Origin of the sequence: Microcoleus sp. bin48.metabat.b7b8b9.023, assembly GCF_013299185.1 — a bacterium.
Classification (GTDB): Bacteria; Cyanobacteriota; Cyanobacteriia; order Cyanobacteriales; family Microcoleaceae; genus Microcoleus.
Genome location: NZ_JAAFKG010000005.1, coordinates 1 through 21,416, shown reverse-complemented (window position 1 = coordinate 21,416; position 21,416 = coordinate 1). Strand labels below are relative to the sequence as shown.

Annotated in this window: 20 protein-coding genes and 1 pseudogene; 6 read left to right on the top strand and 15 right to left on the bottom strand. The window is 46.7% G+C overall.

Annotated features, from left to right (window positions below; translation table 11 throughout):
* Positions 1 to 65 precede the first annotated feature (65 nt).
* The 4 genes from QZW82_RS04565 to QZW82_RS04550 form a co-directional block, all read right to left on the bottom strand.
* Complete coding sequence (locus QZW82_RS04565; protein WP_293145256.1) at positions 66 to 2,279, bottom strand: GAF domain-containing protein; 2,214 nt, start codon at positions 2,277 to 2,279, stop codon at positions 66 to 68.
* A 304-nt stretch (positions 2,280 to 2,583) separates the two neighbouring features.
* The gene (locus QZW82_RS04560; protein ID WP_293145253.1) at positions 2,584 to 2,751 is read right to left on the bottom strand and encodes a zinc ribbon domain-containing protein; all 168 of its coding nucleotides are present in this window, start codon (positions 2,749 to 2,751) and stop codon (positions 2,584 to 2,586) included.
* Between the two features lie 25 nt (positions 2,752 to 2,776).
* Positions 2,777 to 3,670 (bottom strand): RNA-guided endonuclease TnpB family protein, encoded by an 894-nt coding sequence (locus QZW82_RS04555; protein ID WP_293145250.1) that lies wholly within the window; start codon positions 3,668 to 3,670, stop codon positions 2,777 to 2,779.
* A gap of 512 nt (positions 3,671 to 4,182) precedes the next feature.
* Positions 4,183 to 5,052, bottom strand: a complete 870-nt coding sequence (locus QZW82_RS04550; protein WP_293145247.1) for a hypothetical protein — start codon at positions 5,050 to 5,052, stop codon at positions 4,183 to 4,185.
* A gap of 178 nt (positions 5,053 to 5,230) precedes the next feature.
* Here QZW82_RS04550 and QZW82_RS04545 point away from each other — a divergent pair, with 178 nt between their 5' ends.
* A complete protein-coding gene (locus QZW82_RS04545; protein WP_293145244.1) occupies positions 5,231 to 5,779 on the top strand; it encodes a 3-isopropylmalate dehydratase in 549 nt (182 codons plus the stop codon).
* 141 nt (positions 5,780 to 5,920) lie between these two features.
* Here the strand turns inward: QZW82_RS04545 and QZW82_RS04540 are convergent, their stop codons facing one another.
* Together QZW82_RS04540 and QZW82_RS04535 are read right to left on the bottom strand one after the other, a co-directional pair.
* Positions 5,921 to 6,343, bottom strand: a complete 423-nt coding sequence (locus QZW82_RS04540; RefSeq protein ID WP_293145241.1) for an NUDIX hydrolase — start codon at positions 6,341 to 6,343, stop codon at positions 5,921 to 5,923.
* A 350-nt stretch (positions 6,344 to 6,693) separates the two neighbouring features.
* Positions 6,694 to 7,125, bottom strand: coding sequence for a DNA-binding protein (locus tag QZW82_RS04535; protein ID WP_293145238.1), 432 nt, complete (start codon positions 7,123 to 7,125; stop codon positions 6,694 to 6,696).
* A gap of 150 nt (positions 7,126 to 7,275) precedes the next feature.
* Here QZW82_RS04535 and folD point away from each other — a divergent pair, with 150 nt between their 5' ends.
* Positions 7,276 to 8,145: a bifunctional methylenetetrahydrofolate dehydrogenase/methenyltetrahydrofolate cyclohydrolase FolD gene (folD, locus tag QZW82_RS04530; protein WP_293145235.1), complete on the top strand. Its 870-nt coding sequence runs from the start codon at positions 7,276 to 7,278 to the stop codon at positions 8,143 to 8,145.
* Positions 8,146 to 8,250: 105 nt separating this feature from the next.
* Here folD and QZW82_RS04525 read toward each other — a convergent pair whose 3' ends face one another.
* Both QZW82_RS04525 and QZW82_RS04520 read right to left on the bottom strand, forming a co-directional pair.
* Complete coding sequence (locus tag QZW82_RS04525) at positions 8,251 to 8,997, bottom strand: methyltransferase domain-containing protein (protein ID WP_293145232.1); 747 nt, start codon at positions 8,995 to 8,997, stop codon at positions 8,251 to 8,253.
* A 100-nt stretch (positions 8,998 to 9,097) separates the two neighbouring features.
* Positions 9,098 to 9,586, bottom strand: a complete 489-nt coding sequence (locus tag QZW82_RS04520) for a GNAT family N-acetyltransferase (RefSeq protein WP_293145229.1) — start codon at positions 9,584 to 9,586, stop codon at positions 9,098 to 9,100.
* A 110-nt stretch (positions 9,587 to 9,696) separates the two neighbouring features.
* Between QZW82_RS04520 and QZW82_RS04515 the strand changes: the two genes are divergently transcribed.
* Complete coding sequence (locus QZW82_RS04515) at positions 9,697 to 10,584, top strand: LysR family transcriptional regulator (protein WP_293145227.1); 888 nt, start codon at positions 9,697 to 9,699, stop codon at positions 10,582 to 10,584.
* An 89-nt stretch (positions 10,585 to 10,673) separates the two neighbouring features.
* Here the strand turns inward: QZW82_RS04515 and QZW82_RS04510 are convergent, their stop codons facing one another.
* The 5 genes and pseudogenes from QZW82_RS04510 to QZW82_RS04490 all read right to left on the bottom strand — a co-directional run bounded on the left by QZW82_RS04510 (position 10,674) and on the right by QZW82_RS04490 (position 16,888).
* Positions 10,674 to 12,080: a family 2B encapsulin nanocompartment shell protein gene (locus tag QZW82_RS04510; RefSeq protein WP_293145224.1), complete on the bottom strand. Its 1,407-nt coding sequence runs from the start codon at positions 12,078 to 12,080 to the stop codon at positions 10,674 to 10,676.
* A gap of 227 nt (positions 12,081 to 12,307) precedes the next feature.
* A pseudogene (locus tag QZW82_RS04505) lies at positions 12,308 to 12,541 on the bottom strand (transposase); the annotation flags it as partial.
* An 81-nt stretch (positions 12,542 to 12,622) separates the two neighbouring features.
* Entirely contained in the window at positions 12,623 to 14,032 is a 1,410-nt protein-coding gene (locus QZW82_RS04500) for a family 2B encapsulin nanocompartment shell protein (protein ID WP_293145221.1), read from the bottom strand.
* Positions 14,033 to 14,187: 155 nt separating this feature from the next.
* Positions 14,188 to 16,455 (bottom strand): family 2 encapsulin nanocompartment cargo protein terpene cyclase, encoded by a 2,268-nt coding sequence (locus QZW82_RS04495; protein ID WP_293145218.1) that lies wholly within the window; start codon positions 16,453 to 16,455, stop codon positions 14,188 to 14,190.
* An 88-nt stretch (positions 16,456 to 16,543) separates the two neighbouring features.
* Positions 16,544 to 16,888 (bottom strand): hypothetical protein, encoded by a 345-nt coding sequence (locus QZW82_RS04490; RefSeq protein ID WP_293145215.1) that lies wholly within the window; start codon positions 16,886 to 16,888, stop codon positions 16,544 to 16,546.
* A gap of 22 nt (positions 16,889 to 16,910) precedes the next feature.
* Between QZW82_RS04490 and crtE the strand changes: the two genes are divergently transcribed.
* Together crtE and QZW82_RS04480 are read left to right on the top strand one after the other, a co-directional pair.
* Positions 16,911 to 17,840, top strand: a complete 930-nt coding sequence (gene crtE / locus QZW82_RS04485; RefSeq protein ID WP_293145212.1) for a geranylgeranyl diphosphate synthase CrtE — start codon at positions 16,911 to 16,913, stop codon at positions 17,838 to 17,840.
* A gap of 14 nt (positions 17,841 to 17,854) precedes the next feature.
* On the top strand, positions 17,855 to 18,313 hold the full coding sequence (locus QZW82_RS04480; protein ID WP_293145209.1) for a divergent PAP2 family protein: 459 nt from the start codon (positions 17,855 to 17,857) through the stop codon (positions 18,311 to 18,313).
* Positions 18,314 to 18,691: 378 nt separating this feature from the next.
* On the opposite strand, the gene QZW82_RS04475 is transcribed toward QZW82_RS04480, so the two are convergent.
* The gene (locus QZW82_RS04475; protein WP_293145206.1) at positions 18,692 to 19,195 is read right to left on the bottom strand and encodes a YbjN domain-containing protein; all 504 of its coding nucleotides are present in this window, start codon (positions 19,193 to 19,195) and stop codon (positions 18,692 to 18,694) included.
* 197 nt (positions 19,196 to 19,392) lie between these two features.
* Positions 19,393 to 20,298, bottom strand: coding sequence for a ferritin-like domain-containing protein (locus QZW82_RS04470; RefSeq protein WP_293145203.1), 906 nt, complete (start codon positions 20,296 to 20,298; stop codon positions 19,393 to 19,395).
* A gap of 408 nt (positions 20,299 to 20,706) precedes the next feature.
* On the opposite strand from QZW82_RS04470, the gene QZW82_RS04465 reads away from it, so the two are divergent.
* Positions 20,707 to 21,108 (top strand): fasciclin domain-containing protein, encoded by a 402-nt coding sequence (locus QZW82_RS04465; RefSeq protein ID WP_293145682.1) that lies wholly within the window; start codon positions 20,707 to 20,709, stop codon positions 21,106 to 21,108.
* The last annotated feature ends 308 nt before the right edge of the window (positions 21,109 to 21,416 follow it).

Genomic DNA, 21,416 nt, shown 5'->3' with positions numbered 1-21,416 from the left:
TTATGCGGACTGAAGTCCGCACTACAAACCTGCTGGCAATTCAGGACTGCTTCTCAACCCAACTATTATAGATTCAATAGTTCCGCTGGAATTTTTGGCAAAGTCACAGTAAAAGATGTGCGGCACAACTCGTCAGATTCAGAACTTTCTGCCGGACAACTAGACACATCAATAGTACCATTCAAGTGCTGCACTAAAGACTTTACCAGGGCTAGACCCAAACCCGTACCGGCGATCGCTTTGTTGGTAATGCCAGTACCGCGACGGAATTTTTCAAAGATGTGGGGCAAATCAGCATCAGGAATGCCACGCCCGAAATTAGACACACTTAGGACAATATCGCCGGCTACCTCAGACGCCTGAAAAACTACCGTTGTTTCAGAAGCCGAGTATTTTCCAGCATTCGTCAGCAGTTCCAGTAGCACCCGCTTAAGACTGTCCGGGTCGCTTTCCAAGGAAGGGGTAAACTTCGGCACATCCACCTTCAGAGTCAATCCCTTATCCGCCCACTTTTTCTCAAAATCCACAACTAAATCTTTAATTAAAAGGTTGAGATCGATGTTGACTGGATAAAGAGGAAGTGGCTGACGCTCAAATTGCTTGAAGGTTAGCAAATCCTGAACCAGGGCGGCTTCCTTAGCACAATGCTGCTCTAGAATGTCGAGATAATTAGCCCGACTTGCTGATGGCTGTTCGGCCTGTTTGAGCATCAGAATTGCCAGATTCATGATTGTTAAAGGGGTACGCAACTCGTGACTAACATTGTCGATAAACTCGTCTTTAATCAGCTTCAATTTGCGTAGTTGCTCTAGTTGATTGGCAGATTGTTCGTGCAGTTTCTCCTGCACGTTGATACTTTCTTCCAACTCAGCATCTCTTTTTTGGACTTGGGTTTGCACTTCCTTGAATATCTGAGTTTGAATAATCGCCCTGCTCGCTTGAGCGCAGACTGATTCCAGAATTTCTAATTCTTCAGGGTTCCAAGGGCGCGGCTCGGAGTGCTGCAAAACCAAGAACCCTAAGACAATTTCCTGTCTGCTTGCGTGCATGATGGGAATTACCAGCAACCCCCGAATACCTTGGAGTTTCAAGATTTCTGCGGCTCCCTCTTGTTCCTTGTCGATTAATTCGCTGGCGTCAGCAAGGGCGAGAGGTTGGGGTGCGCTCTGGAATGCTCGATCGCACAAATTAGATTCCGACAGCCAAAAAGTGGGAGAGTTATTTTGTTTGGAGTTAGAACTTTTGGATTTGGAATTAGCACTTTTTGCCTGGGTTTTGGATTTGGCTTTCGAGCTTTGTTTCCCAGAATCTTTTGGTTCTATTGCTGGTTTACTTTCATTTTTGGTCGGTGCAGATTCACCAATTAATACTATTTTGGCTTTGGGAGTTTGATTGACGGAGGCTTTTGTTGCGGGGGAGTCTGTATCTTTGAACAGCAGTATTTGACCTCTATCTACTTGCAAGGTATTGACGGTATTTTCAATAACTTGCTGCAAAATTCGATCGACTTCTGAACAGGTGTCGATCGCAATAGCAACTGACCTGAGTAGATTTTTGTATTTAGCTTGTTGCTGTAACTGTTCGTTTAAACTGGCAATTTCTTGAGTTTTTTGAAGGTGAGCAATCGCGATACCGATCGCCTCTGATGCTGCTTCTAAGCGCTGGCGATCCGTTGCTGACCACTCGTGAGGTTGCAACTTACCAAGAACGATCGTCCCATTTACAGCCCCTCCAAATCGCGCAGGCGCTGCCAAAATTGCCCGACAAGGCAGCGGTGTCACAGGGGAATTGGGCGATGAAGCTGTCAAAGGAGTATCAAGATAGTCGGAGATCCCTACTATCTCGCCGTCTGCTAGCAGGTTTGCGAAAACAGGATGTTCGAGCGATATGCTAGGCGATTCTAATTTTGTGCTTTGGGAGTCTTCGGGTATCTTACTTGCATCCGCAGCGTTTGGCAGATCGCTCTTCTGAAGCCAGCAAGCATTCGGAATTACTACTTTCTGGTCAGCTACAGCAGCAACCAAACAGAAATCTACCCCACAAGCAACCCCCAAAGTTTTTGCTATTTGTAGCAGCAGGATTTCTCGATCGATTTTGGTCGCGAGAATTTGGTAAATTTGCCGCCCGACAAGGGCAGGATCGACCTGGTACTGCATAAGACGATCCAGAAATTTTTGGACTGATACTGGTTCTGCCATTTGTGGTAGATGCAAAGTGCGAGACTCTGAAGGCGATTGGTCGATCGGAGTAAAGTCTTGATTTCCCTGGTAATCGATCATGGCAACGAAGTCTTTCTTTTTTTTAATGATGTTTAAGCAGATTCGTGCTGCATATATAGAACCTATATATAACAGTCGGTTGGACTGTTATGAGCCTGCTTTCTGCGTTGGCGCAGCCCGTCGGCGGGTAACTAAATCTGTAAAAGACTTACTCAGATCCGACCGAGTTCTATTTTGCTGTTTTCTACCGCTACATAAGACTTACCCAAAGCTACCCAACTTTATACAAAGCTGGACTTTAAAGCTTACTTCCTGTTTCATCCTGGTAGTGTCGGCACTGGTCCAGTCCGCAGGCTAACTCCGCCTAACTGACGGTTTTTGACAAATTAATTGCTGCGTTCAAGTCACGGTCAATGACTTTGCCGCAATGGCTGCACTCAAACACCCGTTCCGAAAGAAAAAGTGTGTCTTTTTTGGTTCCACAATTAGAACAGGTTTTTGAGCTTGGGAACCAACGGTCAACTATTACCAACTTTGAACCGTACAACTTGCACGCTCTAGGTTAACTGGCGGCGGAACTCAAAGAAACCCATATCAGCAACCGATGCAGCTAGTTTATGATTAGCCATCATCCCGGATACATTCAAATCCTCTATAACTATTACACCGTGGTTTTTGGCAAGTAATGTCGTTAGTTTGTGCAACGTATCTTTACGGATGTTAGCTATCTTTCTATGCAGTCTAGCTATCTTGACTTGTGCTTTTTGACCATTGCTCGAACCGATGACTTTATGACGACTCAACCATTGCATCCTTGAGAGTTTTGCTGCATATTTTTTGTAGGATTTAGCACCGATAACTACTTCACCTGTCGATAGAGTAGCCAATGCTTTAATACCGAGGTCAACTCCTACAATATCTGTTTGGCATGACTCTTCCTGTTCTACATCAAATCTGAAACTGATAAACCACCTGTCGGCAATACGGGATATCGCGCAAGACTTGGTTGATACTTGTGGTAGCCTTTCATAAGTCTTGAGGACGCCAATTACAGGAACTTGGATTTTGTTACTCCCGCTTATTTTAACTGTCCCTTCCAACGTGAAAGAATCTCGCCGTCCTTTTCTCTTAAACTTCGGTACCCCAGCAGTCTTTTTAAAACACCGCTTCCATGCTTCTCGCAATGCTATTAATGCGCTCTGCGGTGTAGATTTGCTGCACTCGTAATACCAAGCATTCTCTGATTTAACCATAGCTACTAACAGTTTGTGCAGGTCAATAGCTGTGGGAAATTTGAGTTTTTCCTTGGGGTTTGCTTGATTGTGGTCGAGAATGTTTTTAGTCAACCACAGTCCCCAATTCCAAGCGTGACGCGCTACCCCGCAATGTTTGGCTAGCAGTATTCGCTGTCGGGCATTGAGTTTTAATTCGGTTTTAAATCCGAGTAGCATGGCATTCCTTTATTTGGAGCACGGCATATATTTCTTGCTTGCACTGTCTTATTGTGACCAATATCAGACACCGCAGCAAGTATGGAAAACCTAACAGAAGACAAAAGCTACCCACGATCGGGCGCATATGGGCAGCTTTGTCTAACAATCTAGTTACAGTTTCTAGCCCTTGGATCTGTGCGGGATGAACTTTAGCACCCTTGAGCAGATGAGGATAAATTCCATTTCCACTAATTTTGACTGTTCTGAGTTATGAAGCTTTTCTTGAGACCGCTTCGTGACACCTCTCTCCTAACTCTCTGATGTTTCTTATTTAAGTTTGTGATCCTGATAAAATTTTATTGTGATATAAATCATGCGATCGAGTGACGCCGATCGCAAAAATGAAAAATTAAAAAATCCTCCCTCAGGATCGATCTGAGAGTTACGAAGTTTTTGCTCGACTACTCATCGATCGCAAGTTCTAGAAGCGCTGAGCTAGTTCTATTGTTAAATTTATGGGACTTCCCTGCTTACTTATTTTGTGCTTCCTGTTGGGCTCGATCGCTATTTTGGCGATAAAGTACCGTCCGGTTAACAGCCGTTGCATAGCGGGGATGATTTGGGGATACGGCGGCCATCAAATCCGAAGCTTGCTGCCACTTAGCAGCCACTACTAACCAATTTTCGCGAGATTGAGCGGTTTTGCCCTGGGTGGCTGCTTGCTCTGCCACCCGCACTGCTTGGGAAAAAGGGTCAACAGCAGAATTAGGATTTTCCTTAGAAGTTTTGACAGCAGGTGTTGCTTCTGAGGAACTGGGACTGGCAACTGCTTGGGTGGTGGCGGCTGTGCTGTTTGGCACTGGGGAATTGAGTCCTTTGTAGATGGCGGCCACCGCAACCAGCAACAACACGCTCAAGCTGACGCCGCCGACGATACCGCGCTTAAATTGCCGCGGTTGCTGCATCGATCGAGGAGCAGCGATTCTCGGCAAAGCCCGCTCTTCAGCTTGGCGTTCGTGATGGGCGGCGGCCAAACGCTTGAACAAGTTCGGCTTTCTGAGTTTAATTTCTTGAGACCACAGCAATTGATTTTCTGGATCGCGGCTAATTTCTTCGAGCCACAGCAGTTGGTGTTCTCGCACCAGCCGGCTGTTGATGTTGACTCGGCGAATATTGCGGGGCGAGAGATTCTCCAAAATTTCTCGGATGCGATCGACCAAACTAGACTGTTCGAGCAGTTGGGGTGTTGCAGCTTCGCACAGCAGTTGCAGTATCCCAGAAGCAAACACGGCTCTAGCTCTGACACCTACGTGTGCCAGTTGGTCGTTAAGGATTTGAATAATCGATGCAACGGAGCCCTCGCGAGCTTGCCGAGCAATGTCATCTATTTGATTCGCCATAACACTATATTGACGCTTCGCAATCTGTTAATTTTTAATCCAAAGTCTCGGATCGAATTTTTATGTATACACGTTATCACTGACAGTACCAGGTTAAAATTAACAGATGCAAATCTTGCATACCGATCCCACTTAACACGATCGCCACAGAATTGAGCGAGACAACAGGAAATAAACTATGGGTAAAGTAATTAGCGGTCAAATTTTTGTTGTAGATGACAACATCGACACAGATCAAATTATCCCAGCCGAATACCTGACCTTGGTGCCGTCGAAGCCGGACGAGTATGAGAAACTAGGCAGTTATGCGATGATTGGGTTGCCCGATCGCTACGGCAAGTTTATGGAAGCCGGCGAAACCAAAACCCGGTATCCGATTATCATTGCGGGCGAAAATTTTGGTTGCGGTTCTTCGCGGGAGCACGCTCCGATCGCTCTGGGGGCTGCGGGCGTCACAGCGGTGGTAGCCTTGTCTTACGCGCGGATTTTCTTTCGCAATTGCTCGGCGACTGGCGAATTGTATCCGATCGAATCGGTCGATCGACTTTGCGACTCATTTGTAACAGGGCAAGAAGTGACGATCGACTTTGAGGGCGATCGAATTATCAACCACACTCAAAACCTGACTTACTCCCTCAAGCCTTTAGGAGATGTCGGGCCGGTAATTGATGCCGGAGGGCTATTTGCCTACGCACGGCAGACGGGAATGATTGCGGCTCGTTCTTAGCTGTTAAAAAACCTGAAATCTAGGGTGCGTACTGCGCCCCTTACGACTAAGCTATTGTGCATTTAGTTTTTACCTTTGGGGCGGGCTAGAAGCCCACCCCACAAGAATTTCAAAAATCAGGGACAACTTATAAGTAGAGTCTCAAATCGACTCAATAAAATTCAATAAAATCCGCTGGTGAGGAATGCCGAAAGGTCGCACATCTCCAGACTTTTCAGAATAGCATTTACCAGCCCGAATATCGTCCACTGTCAACAACTGCATATCCCAACCCTCTTGCAAAACTAAATCGTTGACATCCGCAGTAAGTTGTGAGTGAAATACGTGGCGCACAATATCTCCTTCGACATCGCGACAGAAAAAAGAAACAGTTGCAGGAGCATAGCCAATTTCCTCTACTAATTCCCGCAGCAGAGCCACTTGGGCAGTTTCTCCCGGTTCCAAGTGTCCGCCAAACAAAGCCCAATGTCCGGGATACCTGATATGAGGAACATCGTCCCGCAACTGGCAGAGAAATTTGCCGTTTTTGTGTAAAATGGCGATCGCCACGTGAATTTGAGTCATAAGGAAGAAGGAAGAAGGAAGAGGGAAGAGGGAAGAGGGAAGAGGGAAGAGGGAAGAAGTCATGTTTTGCGAGCTTAAGAACTCGCGCACAGCATCACTCATTAGTCAAGGGAAGAAGTTTGACTAGAGAGAGGTTCACCCAAATCTATAATAATAAAAACGAAGAAGCTTCTAAACTCGCCCCGGTCGAAACTTTGTTTCATCCTAAACTGTAAAATAAAGGAAAAAGCTCATAAACTCGATCGCGTTTCAGCACAAATAACCAAAGCCAAAGCGCCCAAGCGCAACTACAAACCTTGGATTGTCATCAAATACAGGTACTTAATTATTGAAAAAAAATTAGCGTGTAGTTATTTTGCTTTATCAGCCGCTGGAGTGCGATTTAATTGTTCCATTTCCTCAATATAAACTTCACCTAAATCCTTGCCTGCCAATTCCTTCACGGTGATACTCTTAAAGCGGACTTCTCCCTTGAGCAACACTTCATCGCCAAGCTTAGGCAAAGCTTGCTTAGTTAAAATCCAAATCTTACCAGTACCGTCTTGAATTTGATAAGCCGCATTCCCCACAAACGGAGCGCGATTTTCCACCTTTCCTCGGAGATAAACTTCACCATCAACTTGCCGCTTTTGTTGAATGTCGCCAATGCTAGCAACATTCAAACCGAGATGGAGTTGAGACATGGGCACATTGCCACAACTGAGCAAACCGCTAGTCAGTATTAGCAATAAAGAACCTATGGAGTATCTTTGAATCCAAACTTGCTGAATTATAGTAGTCATTTGTCAAATGATTAGAGATTTGAGATTGTGATACGACTTACTCTAACAGAATCCTTAGAATCGATCGCAAGTTAGAAATTTCTCTAGTGTAGTCCTTGACGGCAGTTAAGCTAAAATTTAAACTCGTCAGCCCCTAACCCTTAGTCTACAATGGATGCCAAAACTGCTCAAATACTAGATGGCAAAGCTTTAGCAACAAAGATTCAAAGCGAGCTGAGCGATCGAGTCCGCGCCCTACAGCCCCAGATTGGGCGTCCTCCGGGACTTGCGGTGCTAATGGTGGGAGACAACCCAGCCAGCGCGGCTTACGTCCGCAACAAAGAGCGAGCCTGCGCTAAAGTTGGCATAGCTTCCTTTGGCCAGCATTATCCAGCAAACGCGACTCAAGCGGAACTCGAACTTGCAATTCATGCGCTCAACGAGGACGATCGAGTAGACGGCATTTTAGTACAACTTCCGCTACCAGAAAACCTAGATGCAATTTCGCTGCTGTACCAAATTGCCCCCGACAAAGATGCTGACGGACTTCATCCTGTAAATTTAGGCCGCTTGGTGCGGGGCGAGCAAGGTTTACGCAGTTGTACTCCCGCAGGAGTGATGCGACTGTTGCAAGAATACCAGATTGATTTGAAAGGAAAAAATGCTGTTGTTTTGGGACGCAGTATTTTGGTGGGTAAACCGATGGCGCTGATGCTGTTAGAAGCCGATTGCACTGTTACTGTAGCTCATTCGCGATCGCAAAACCTAGAATCAATTACCAGCAAAGCCGATATTTTAATTGCTGCCGTCGGCCGCACCGAAATGATTGCAGCTAATATGGTTAAACCGGGAGCAGTAGTAATTGATGTTGGTATTAACCGCGTCGTCAATCCAGACGGTACTAGCCGTTTGGCTGGAGATGTGGACTTTGATGCTGTTAAAACAGTAGCCGGATTTATCACGCCGGTGCCGGGAGGAATCGGGCCGATGACTGTCGCTATGCTGTTAGCAAATACCGTTTGGAGTTACAGCATCAAGTAAGTAGAATAAACCGGGAAAAACCCAACAAAATTTTACAATTAAGTTTGATTTAATTCTGGTGGGTGGGCCTTGTGGTCCGCCCAAAAATACAATTGAGAGTATGATTTACCGCGAGGAATTCTTGACAGCAACAAAGCGCAGTCGGCGATAATCTGCCATCCAATTACCATCGCGATACTGTGTCGATCGCAAATGTTCTTCAACTGTACGAATTACGTGCGATCGCACATCCTCAGACAACTCCCACCAAAACTCGCCAGCCAACCCCTGAATCAAACTTCCCAGACCCCACCTGCCACCTTGTAGGGGGGGAGTCGGGGGTTCGACCAAAACCGCCTCACGCACATCAAATCCGTGCTGTTGCAGAAGCCCAGCATACTCGTCAATACTCGGACAATACCAAGGATTATGCGCTTCAGGCTCCTGGCCGCTAATTTCTGACAAAACAACACTCAAATGTGGGCCAACGATCGCCCCCACGTGCCCCTCCCAGTTAAACTCAGCCACAAAACGCCCTCCCGGCTTCAGCGCTTGTTCCACACAATTAATCACAGCATCCGGCTCTTTAATCCAGTGCAAAACCTGATGAGAAAACACAGCATCTAACGGCTTTTCTACTTGAAAACTCCTCGCATCTGCGACAGAGAAGTTAATGTCAGGATACTTAACTTGTGCCGTGGAAATCATCGAACAACATGAATCAATACCTCGCACACAAGCACCACTTGTTTGAGCAATGTTTTCAGTTAACTCTCCCGTACCGCAGCCCAAATCCAGAATTTTTTCACCATCCTGCGGATCGAGTAAGTCCACAAGAGATTCACCGCCAAACAAAAGCATGATTTTTCTCATAAAGGGCAGAATTCCAAAAATATTGTAACATCTCTTCTCTTCTTTTCTCTTCTTTTCTCATCTCTTCGCGTTCTTCGCGTCTTCGCGGTTCGTTATTAAATTATTTGCCAGCAAGCAGACCAATTCCATCCTCATCAATACGGCAAACCCTAATATTCTCCAAAATCCGCGCTCCCTGCCTTTCATAAAAAGAAATTCCCGGTGCATTCCCAGTATTAACAGTCCATTCCATACGCCCGCAATTTGTGGCCTGTGCAATTTGTGCCAAATACTTTAACAGCGCTGTCCCCACTCCCATACCGCGCATAGGAGCTTGCACAAATAAATCATCAAGCCAAAGGCACGGCTGCGCTAACAAACTTGAATAGGAAACATAAAACATGGCAAATCCTGCGGCTTTTTCGGCAACTTCCGCGAACAAAACCCGCACGACGGGAGAATCGCAAAATAGTGTTTGCTTCAATTTGTCGGCTGTTGCTTCTAAAAGATGCGGGACTCCATCGAATTCTGATTTTTGTGCAAGAAAAGTCAGAATTAATCCTAAATCTGCAAACTCTGCTTCTCTAATTTTGATATCTAAGTCAGCCATTTTTTAATTCTCGATTTCGCCTATTAATCACTGTATTAAACCGCACGATAAATGTCCAATATCTATTGAAGGAGTAACTTATACTTTTAAAATATTAATCATTGGAAGTTATGGAACTGCGACATTTGCGTTATTTCATTGCGGTTGCAGAAGAGTTGAATTTCACTCGTGCAGCCGATCGCCTGCATATGGCCCAACCTCCGCTAAGTCAACAAATCCAGCAGTTAGAAGCCCAGTTAGGCTTTCAACTGTTTCACCGCACCAAACGGACGGTTGTGCTCACGGATGCGGGACAGGTTTTTTTTGAGGAGTCGCAAAAAATTCTGCAGCAAGTCGATCGAGCAATTCAACTCGCGCAGCAGACAAGTCGGGGCGAACTCGGCCAACTCACTGTAGGCTTTGTGAGCTCCGCCGCGCACAATGTAGTTCCAGCCATCTTGCAGGCGTTTCGCACTCGGTGTCCCGCCGTCAAGCTCGAACTGCACGAACTTACAACTAACGAACAATTGCAGCGACTGCGGGAAGGGCGCATTGATATCGGCTTCGTGCGCCCTCCGATCGAGGAAGATGGCATAAATTCCGAAATCGTTTTTCGAGAACCTTTGATCGTGGCGCTGCCAGAAACGCATTATTTAGCCGATCGCGCTGTTGTAGAATTGCACGAACTTTCTGCCGAACCTTTCATACTATTTCCCCGTTCCCTAGCTCCAGGATTGTACGATCCGATCGTCAGTCTGTGTCAGCAAGCCGGTTTTAGCCCGATCGCCGGTCAAGAAGCGATTCAAATGCAGACAATTATCAGCTTGGTAGCCGCCGAGATGGGGGTGGCGATCGTCCCCGCATCAATGCAAAACTTCCAGCGCAGTGGGGTTGTTTACAAATCTTTGCCAGAATCAACCTGCATCGTGGCGATCGCCCTAATTTGGCGCAACGCTCCCACCCAAGCGGTGCAGCGGTTTTTGCAGACAGCCAGAGACTTGTCAAGTCTTCAATATTAGCGATTAGAGGCGTACCGATCGATCGCGCCCCGAAAAGTCGGCGCGATCGACCTCGATCGCCGATAGATTAATCCCAATCTGAATCCCTCCTAGCGCCCAATTTCAACATCTTCAAGGATACCAAGTGCGTCAGGTACTAGCACGGCTGCGGAGTAATATGCAGTAACAAGGTAAGACATAATCGCCTTTTCACTAATACCCATAAATCTAACAGATAGGCCTGGTTGGTATTCGTCAGGTATCCCCGCTGGCTGTAAACCGATAACGCCCCCATCTTCTTCACCAGTACGCATCACAAGAATAGAACTGGTTTGGTTTTTGGTGATGGGTATCTTATTACAAGGAAGAAGAGGTACACCGCGCCACGCAATAACTTTACTTCCGTCCATGTCGATGTTTTCTGGATAGATGCCGAGGCGGTTACACTGCCGACCGAAGGCTGCAATAGTGCGAGGATGGGCTAACAAAAACTTCGACTTTCTGCGGCGAGTAAGCAATTCATCTAAGTCATCAGGAGTAGGCGCACCAGTGCGGGGGTGAAGACGCTGTTTAAGGTCAGCATTGTGCAGTAAACCAAATTCACGGTTATTGATCAACTCATATTCTTGACGTTCCCGCAATGCCTCAACAGTCAGCCGCAATTGTTGTTCCATCTGATTCATCGGTTCATTATACAAATCAGCGACGCGAGTATTGATCTTTAACACAGTTTGGGCAATACTTAACTCATATTCCCGGGGAGAAAGTTCGTAGTCAACGAAAGTCCCTGGTAATTGAGTTTCTCCAGTATGTCCTAAAGATAAAGCAATGGCGGCTTCACCCTGCTTATTCTGTGGTAATTGTGCGCGAGTTACGGCTCGATCGATATGAGCCTGCAAAGCCGCCGACTGGTTAAGCACTTCCCTAAACGCTTGTTGTGGTAAGGCTAATACAGTGCATCGGGTGATAGCCTTAACGGTAAACTTCCAACTGTTTTGAGACGCGACTAAAGCCTCATCGCCAAAACGATCGCCATCGGCTAACGCGCCCAATAAAGGTTCTTCTTCATATTTGGCAATACCAAACTTATTAACTTTACCATGAGCGATCAGGAAAAGCCGATCGACTGGTTGACCTGACTGTACGATGATGTCATCAGGTGCAAACTCCTGTTGCACAAATCGACTGGCCAAAGCCGTCAACACTTCAACATCATCAAACCCTCGCAGCAAGGGCAATTCACAAAGTTCTTGGGGAATTACCCGGACAGTCGCGCCTGTATTGGTGAAAGTAATTCTCCCATCACCTAGGGTATAGGTCAACCGACGGTTCACCCGATAAGTACCACCTTTGATCTGCACCCATGGCAACATCTTCAACAACCACCGCGAGGTAATTTCCTGCATCTGTGGTGCAGATTTGGTTGTCGTCGCCAAATTACGGGCTGCGGCTGTACCTAAACTCAGTTGAGGTTGTTGATTTTCAACATCTGAACCCGAATCATTAGAATATGTCATCTCATCCTCTAGTTATATCAATTTCGGTTGCACCATCAGGTGATTTCTCTCTCTTCTCTTTCTCTGTGTTCTCTGCGTTCTCTGCGGTTAAATCATTCCGATCCAACATAAAATAGTTGAGAGGTTAAGACGATCGGGCTTTTGTCAATAATTACTGGATTTAACGCTTAAAATAGAGCGTAATTACCGATCGACAAAAATCATTTACCTTAACCTCTCAGATACATTTAACCCGGTAAATCCAGGACTAAGCCAGGATTAGCCGTGTATGGCAAGACAGAGAAAGCAGCAAGCTCTCCTGTCAAGGAGGTATCTCTCAAAGCTTTCAACAAAATATTGAAAGCGCCATTTAAGTCTCTGTCCAGAGTGTGTCCGCATTCTGGGCATTTAAACTTTTTAGACCCACCTAATTTGGCGTGAATATGTCCACATTTTGAGCAAGTTTTAGATGTGTACTCTTCAGCACCAATAGACCTCTCCAGAAAAGCAAGTTTTGAACAGGCTTTCCGGCCTGTTCCACAATAAATATGGTCGAGGTCTAATTAACGACCGATTTCGACATCTTCGAGGATGCCGAGGGCGTCAGGTACTAGGACGGCTGCGGAGTAGTAAGCTGTGATCAGGTAAGACATGATTGCCTTTTCGCTGATGCCCATGAAGCGTACAGACAAGCTAGGTTGATATTCGTCAGGGATACCAGTTTGATGTAAACCGATAACGCCTTGTTTTTCAAGACCAGTGCGGAGTAAGAGGATAGAACTGGTGCGGGTATTTGTGATGGGGATCTTGTTGCAGGGAAAGATCGGTACACCACGCCAAGCCGGTACTTGGTGGCCGCCCATGTCAATGGTTTGTGGATAGATCCCTATGCGGTTACACTCGCGAGCAAAGGCAGCGATCGTGCGGGGATGAGCCAGGAAGAAGCCAGGGTCTTTCCATACCGTAGCCAGCAATTCGTCCATGTCGTCCGGCGTAGGTGCGCCACTACTGCTGTAGATGCGTTGTTTGAGGTCAGCGTTGTGCAGCAACCCAAATTCGGGGTTGTTGATCATTTCGTGTTCTTGACGTTCCCGTAATGCCTCAACAGTCAGACGCAATTGTTGCTCGGTCTGATTCATTGGTTCATTGTACAGATCGGCTACCCTGGTACCGATCCGCAAAATGGTTTGGGCAATGCTCAAATCATATTGGCGGGGTGAGAGATCGTAGTCAACGAAAGTACCAGGCAACTCAGTCTCGCCGCGATGTCCCGCAGATACATTAATAGCAGCTTCACCTTCAGTAGTTTGTGGCTGGCTGAGGAGGGCGCGGAACTGATCGACCTGAGTTTGTAAAGCTTCGGACTGGTTAAGGAGTTGCTCAAACGCCTGTTGAGGTAATGCTAATACGATACATCTGGTAAGAGCTTTGAGGGTATACTGCCAGGTGTCTTGAGACTCTACTAAAGACTCATCACCGAAACGATCGCCATCAGCGAGTACATCTAAAACAACCTGCTCGTCATACTTGCCAAGACCAATCTTGTTAACTTTACCACGGGCGATCAATAATACTCGATCGGCTGCTTGACCTATTTCAACGATCGTGTCTCCGGCGGCGTACTCTTCCTGCACAAACTGGTTCGCCAACGCAGTTAAAACTTCTGTGTCCTCAAACCCTCTCAGCAATGGCAACTCAGTAAGTTCTTGGGGAATTACTTGTACGGTCGCGCCAGTGTTGGTGAAAGAGACTCTTCCATCACCTACGGTATAACTTAAACGACGGTTAACTCGATATACGCCACCCTTTGTTTGCACCCACGGCAACAGTTTCAACAACCACCGTGAGGTAATTTCCTGCATCTGCGGTGCAGATTTGGTTGTCGTCGCCAAATTACGGGCTGCTGCTGTACTTAAACTCAACTGAGGTTGTTGATTCTCAACATCTGAACCCGAATCATTGGAATAGGTCATAACTTAATTCTTCACTTTCTAGTTACTCAAAAAACAACTTGGTTTTACTTGACCGAATGGCGATCAAAAAAAACCTAAGTTAGCAAGACAGATTATCTTGTAAAAAGAGACAATCAAATCGTATCTTTGACAAAAAGATACAATTCGATTCAAATTTACCGATTATTGGCCAAAAAACTGCTTGCACCGACCAACGATCTGATATGTGCTGCCGAAGTGCCAAACCCTGTGGGCCCGTTGAGCAGTCGCACTACTGGGGAAGCACTATTACGCAATTCAAATTCCTTATAGCGGTCTACTTTCATATGCCACTTGAGTACGCCACACATCCATTGTTCCAGTTTTTTGACATATGCAAGCAGTTTCTCGCGAGTGCTTTCATCCAGGTTGAAATCCTCAAAAATGGCTGGCAGTTCGGTGGCGACAATGTGTTGAAACTGTTGCGCCCGCGCGGTCATCAGATTGTTCACAATCTCGACAGCCTGGACTATATCGCAGTTGAGGAAATTCTGCACAACCAGTACGATGTTATGGATTTCCCCTTCAAATTCGATTTCTTTCTGGTAGGAGAAGATATCGTTAGTGAAACAGGCAAAGTCGGCCGCGGAATTTTCCAGCGATCGCATTGGCCGGCTGTAATAAATCTCCATTGGTATCTCGCCGCCCTGGGCTAGTCGAGACAAGCTCATTGTCAAATCCGAACCAAACGTCTTACGGCGCATTTCAATATAATCGATCGGGTCTGGAATCCGATTTTGAGTTTGATTAGCCAGTTCCCACACCCAACTGTCAGTCATATCTTGAATCGCGCGGCGGAACTCAGTCCGGGCGGTGGAAGACATTGGGCCAGCAGTTCGAGACCAAATATCTGCCAAACCCCTTTCTACTGGATTAGTCGGCACGGCAGGGGGGGTGGAGTCGTCGAGAGGCATAAACGCCGACAGTCGGGCGTTGAACACTTTAGCCCCAGCCAGGTCGCGGTTATTCCCGTAGAGTGCTGGGAAGTAATCATCGGCATAGGTTCCCCAAACCAGCCAGCAAGCTGTTAAATTTAGCTCATGCTCAGACCCATTCGGATGTATCCACGCACCGCATAGGGCTACATCAGCAACATCAAACTTGTGGTCATTCCAGATGAAAGCATCAGGAACGCCCGGTAGTGAGTCCAGCATCCCCATCCGGCGCGCCCATTCCTTAGAATGATTCCGCGCGGCATCCAGATTGGGATTCAAAGTAGTAGAGAAGGGCATATAAAAATTGGGCAATTTCACTGGCCCTACAGCCTGGTAGGGAACGTGAGTAAAGCTCTTGAACCTTCCTAAACCCAAGTTGGCGTATAACGACTCAAGCCGCGCCGCCGATGTGCCTAGCCCAGTAGGCCCGCCCAGAATCGTAGGTGTCGCAGAATTATCCGCTTCCTGTTTGTTCATATAGCGGCTCGATCGCATATGCCACTCGTGACCGCCTGACTGCCAATCCTGAAGTCCTTTGATGTAAAGGAGAACGTTGGCACGCCCTACAGGATCTACTCCGTACTCCTCAAACAGGGAAGGTAACTCGGTGACAGCAGTATTGTCAAACTGATATAACCGTGAGTTCAGCAGTTCATTGGTGAGGTTAGCCGCCTCTTGGGTACTCACATTGAGGAAGCGTTCTAAGACTAATACACAATTCGAGTTTTCGCCCTCATCTTCCACTTCTCTTTGATAGGAAAATAAGTCATTGCGTAGATGTACGCCATCGGCAAATGTATCTTTTAAAACCCGCATTGGCCTAGTTGCGGCAATTTTAGCCGGAACTTCTACAAACGCGGCGTGTTCCACCAGATCCGCAGACCAGGGTGCGCCGCCAACTTTACGCCGCATCTCAATGTATTCGATGGGGTTGGCAATTCGATTTTGGTTGATATTGTCAAGTTCCCACATCGACTCATCCAAGAGGTTTTTGGTACTCTCAAAGAATCGTTGCCGCCATTCCACAGACTTAGTAAAGGCGGTGCGAGACCATAGATTTGCCAAGCCGCGTTCTACTGGGTTGGTGGGAACGGCAAGGGTGTCGGTGGGGTAGATCGGCATAAATGCTGGCAGTCGATCGAGATATTCCTTCGCCCCAACCATGTCTTGGCTACGCTTGTAGATTTCCAGAAAGTGGTCGTCAAAAAAGAATACCCACACATACCAGTCGGTTACTAAGTCTAGTTCCGTTGCTGGTGCGTCTGGATGGGTATAGGAGCAAAGCAATGCGTAGTCATGGGCATCGAATTTGCGTTCGTCCCAAATAGGCTGGCCTTGGGCTTCTTCTTTTGAGCCAAGTATCCCCATCTCGTAGGCCCATGCTTTGGAATGAACTCGCGCGGCTTCCAGGTTTGGATTCAGCCGCGCCGGCCAAGGCATATAAAATTCTGGCAGTTTAAAGGGTTGCATGATCTACCGTAAGCTTCTACTGAGTATTCTTGCTATTTTTTGCTGACGAACGGCTGATCTGTTGCGGTTGGCGAGCCTTCTCGCTGCCCTAGCCACGTCCCATATGTGGTTTGTTTTTGATTGTACTGTAGGCTAGTTCATATCCACGGTAGCGATCGACTAAATAAAATTTAACAAAATACGTTGGTGAAGCAGAGGGAGGCGATCGCACATCTCCTGAGAGCTCAGAAAAGCAGATTCGGGCCCGAATCTGTTCCGGTGTCAACAACTTCATATCCCCACCCTCAAGCAAAACTAAATCCTTGACATCGACACTAATAAATTTCTGTGCAACAACACCCGTAAAATGATTAAATTGAGTCTCAGATTTCGAGCGATCGCCCCCTAAAAGTCGGCGCGATCGACCAAAACAACTCAAAGTATCCCAAGTCACATTCAGTACAAGAGAGCAAGGGATGGTATTTGCAGCAACAGAAATGGATTCCTCTCAACCGGAATCCGCTTTCGATTTATCTACTTACCTGGTTGAGCAAAAAAAGGCGATCGAGGTAGCTCTCGACAGTGCGATCCAGGTCATCTACCCAGAGAAAATTTACGAAGCCATGCGCTACTCACTGCTAGCAGGGGGCAAACGGCTTCGTCCGATCCTGTGTCTGGCAGGGTGCGAAATCGCCGGTGGCACTTCCCACATGGCAATGCCAACAGCTTGCGCTTTGGAAATGATCCACACCATGTCGCTGATCCACGATGATTTGCCGGCAATGGACAATGACGACTACCGGCGCGGCAAACTGACTAACCACAAAGTCTACGGCGAAGACATCGCAATTTTGGCTGGCGATGGTTTGTTGAGCTATGCCTTTGAATTGATCGCAACTAAAACTGAGAACGTACCCCCCCTACAGGTGTTGCAGACGATCGCCCATTTAGCGCGGGCATCTGGCGCTGCTGGACTCGTAGGCGGTCAGGTACTTGACCTGGAATCGGAAGGATTGAAAGATGTTTCTATAGAAACTTTGACCTACATTCACGCTCACAAAACCGGCGCGCTGTTAGAAGCCTGCGTGGTTTGTGGGGGAATTCTGGCTGGGGCTTCTGCTGCGGATTTGCAGCGGCTTTCGCGTTTTGCTAAAAATATTGGGCTGGCTTTCCAGATAATTGATGACATTCTGGATATTACTGCTACTCAAGAAGAATTGGGCAAAACCGCAGGCAAAGATGTTCAAGCCGGAAAGGTGACTTATCCGAGTTTGTGGGGAATTGAGGAGTCTCGGCGCCAAGCCAAAGAGCTGGTTGCTGATGCTAAGGCTCAATTGGTAGTGTTTGGAAGTAAAGCCCAGCCTTTATTGGGAATCGCCGATTTTATAACCAGCCGCAGTAACTAGAAATACTAAAGAATATGCAGGAAATTTGCAGCGGCATCTTAAACAATCATGTACTGATAGTTGCTTTGATCGCTTGTCTGTCGGCTCAAGTCATTAAATTGCCGATCGAATTAATCAAAAATCGCAAGTTTAATCTGCGGTATTTGGTAACAACGGGCGGAATGCCCAGCTCTCACTCATCTTTTGTGGGCGCTTTGGCTGCGGGAGTCGGACAAACGATGGGATGGGAAAGTCCAGAATTTGCGATCGCAGCCATCTTTGCAATTATTGTCATGTACGACGCTGCTGGAGTCCGCCAAGCAGCAGGCAAACAAGCTCAAATCCTCAACCAAATTATCGACGAGTTTTTTGAGGAAGACCACAACTTTAATGAGGCTCGCCTGAAAGAGTTGCTGGGACACACTCCTTTTCAAGTGTTCGTCGGTTTGGGGCTGGGAATCGCGATTTCTTGGATCGCAGGGCCTGCATATTAGTTGACAGTTGACAGTTGACAGTTGACAGTTGGTTCAAATTACCAATGACTAATAACGTTCGCGAGCAGGGACGCTCGCAGTGATGACTAATGACTAATGACTGATAACGTTCGCGAGCGGGGACGCTCGCGCTAATGACTAATGACTAATGACTAATGACTAATTAGGGCTTGCTGAAAAAGTGTACGTAGTGGAAAAACGAGACTACACAGCTTAAAAAATAGTAGGTTTATTGCTGGCATTCCCAAATTTCGCCAGAAATTAACAACTTTCATTGCAAGGGTTTTGAGCCTCTATAATCCTATAACTTGCACTCATTCAAGCAAAAAAAGCTTAAACCCCTTGTCTGGTAAGCTTTCTACTTTTATTCAGCAAGCCCTAATTACCAAATTCTGCTTGCAGCAAGTCATCGTTGTCATCGGCGATGGTGGCTACAATAGTAATAGCGCGTGACATTTCCCCAGCAGAGATTTCGGCGATCGTCCGAGTTGATATTACGGCAACTTGGTTGTCAACGATCGCAAAATGAGATTCTAAAGTAGCCAGCCAATTCATTTCTAGCAGTTTCCGCATTAATTTAGCTTCATTCTTTGCCGGCAACTGAAGCACAAAGGCCCAAACAGTCAAAGTATCATTTTCGGTTTCGCCCGTGAGTTGCACGAACACTTCAACGCTGCCGTACTTGAATTTCCAAAGATGTCCGCCAGCTTCATTTTGACCGACCATCACTTTTTGGTCTACGGCCATGCTGGCAATCACAGTTTCAATTTCTTCGGCATAGCTCACTGCTGTGGCTTGTTCGACCTGCTCGGAGGCGATCGCGCTTTCGCTAGATAGGCTTTCTGCCGAAGCTGTTTGTGGGTTTGGCTCGCTGTTAGTCATGATTAATATTTAAACGGAAAAGTGTTCCAATAATCTTTACCAATACAGTTTACTTCGTATTTAGGACTTACCAAAATACGACTGATTGGATTTTAGATTTTGGATTTTAGATTAAAGAATTGGCTATGACTTAAATAATCACTGGTTCCCAGGCTGTGCCTGAGAACCCATATCCTGAGGCTCTCCCTCGCCTGTATCTAAGCCTTGGGCTTAGCGGCTGCCGACTTCTTCTCAATCGGTTTTAATCCATTGAGGAACATCGGCACAAATTTCTCCACAAATGCTTGCGGATCTCGGTTCCAGGCCCGTTGAGCCACATCGACTCTGGTCATTTGCAAATCGGGGGCGAGCAGGGTGGCCGGCAAGCGTTCCATCAGATATTGCGGGCGTTCCCACATCGGCATCGTGTTGGCAATGTCCACCAGACGGGTGACGCGACGCAGTTCTGCTCCCAGCATGATATCCATTCCCGATGCAAATGCTGCTTGTTCGATCGCCCCATACTTGCGTTTCGCCTGTTCCACCTTCTCGCGGTGTCCCGGACTCTTCGCAGCAATTTTACCCAGCCAGCGGTTGCCCCAGCGGACGTGACCAGCTTCTTCGGGAAAAATCTTTTCGATGGTTTCGCGGATTTTGACGTTTTCGTCGGTTTGAGGAGCATTTTTCAGGGCGTGGATGTGCGCTGAGAAATACTCGCATCCCCGCTTCTCGGTGACGTTAATCGCCGCTAGGGAAGAAATTACAAAATCTTCGCGGTCTTTGGTAGGGTCTTTTTGGTCGCTGTCGAGCAACCTTTCAAATTCGTCAATGTAGGAAACTCCTGGCGGCGTTCCCACCTTCTCACCGATGTCTACAAGCAAGTCCGTAAGCCACATGGCGTGTCGCGCTTCGTCCGAGATATGCCGGGAAAGATCCCGCACCAGTTCGGCCGGTTCGCCGTCTAGCTGCTCGATCAAGTCGGTGAGGTCTTTGCAACTGCGCTGTTCGCTGTAGCGGTAGCGGTTGAGGGTAATCAAGTGGATTTCGCGATCGCGCACCACTTGACTTAAAATCTCGCGCGCTCCCATGCCGTTGCGAAGCTTGCGGGGATAGGCAACTGTCATGTTTGTATGTTGTTTTGTAAAGATACCTATATAAGTGTAACGCAATTTTTATGACAACCAATGCCCTCAGCACGCAGAAAGTTGTTGTGCGCTTTTGGCAAAGATCGATCTTGAAGGTGTTGCCAACTCAGCCATTCATGTCGATCGCTCTGCGTTTACATTTCATACTGCGCCTGGGCGAGCGCACAATTCGCGATCGGCTTGCCAATATATTTAGGAACAGGTTGCTTTGCCTTAAAATACAATAAAATATCGAGATCTTTATCTACCTTTAGACAGGTATTTTGATATAAGAAATATTGGTTTTTTATATCAAAATAACTGACTAAAGAAAAGGAAAATTTAGGTAGCCAAATTAACTTTTTAGCGTTATATTGATTTATAGAATACAAAACCTAGGTGACTCACTTGGCTGACATCGTTGATACCGCCGTTTCGGCAGGCTCTTTTACAACTCTGGTTGCTGCCGTCAAAGCTGCTGGTTTAGTCGATACTCTCAAAGGCACCGGGCCATTCACAGTTTTCGCACCTACAGACGAAGCTTTTGCTAAGCTTCCCGCAGGTACTGTAGAAGGACTGCTTAAGGATATTCCTAAGCTCAAAAAAATCTTGACTTATCATGTCGTTGCTGGCAAAGTTATGGCTGCTGATGTAGTCAAGCTGAAATCTGCCAAGACAGTTGAAGGTTCAGAAGTGAAAATTGATGCTTCCAATGGCGTCAAAATCAATGATTCTACCGTTACCACAGCCGATGTTGCTGCTGATAATGGCGTCATCCACATCATCGATACAGTCTTGCTTCCTGCCTAAGCACAGATTTAGATAGTGCAATAATACTATCTTGAGGGCGGTGGCTGTTGTTAGCCACCGCCCGATTTTAATTGATAGTTAAAAACTAAATATTTTACTATAAAGAATTGGTTGAAAGCCTGAACCCTTGTAGGGAGAAATTAAAATCAGACTATTCATTGCTCCAATCCTCTTCTTTTTAGGTAATTGCTCAACCCCCTTGACAAGAAGACAAGATAGACATTAGATAAAGGAATGGAAAAACTCCCCGACCTAAAACAACTATCGAACGAGGCAAAAGAAGCCTTGATAGTAGAGCTATGGGAGAA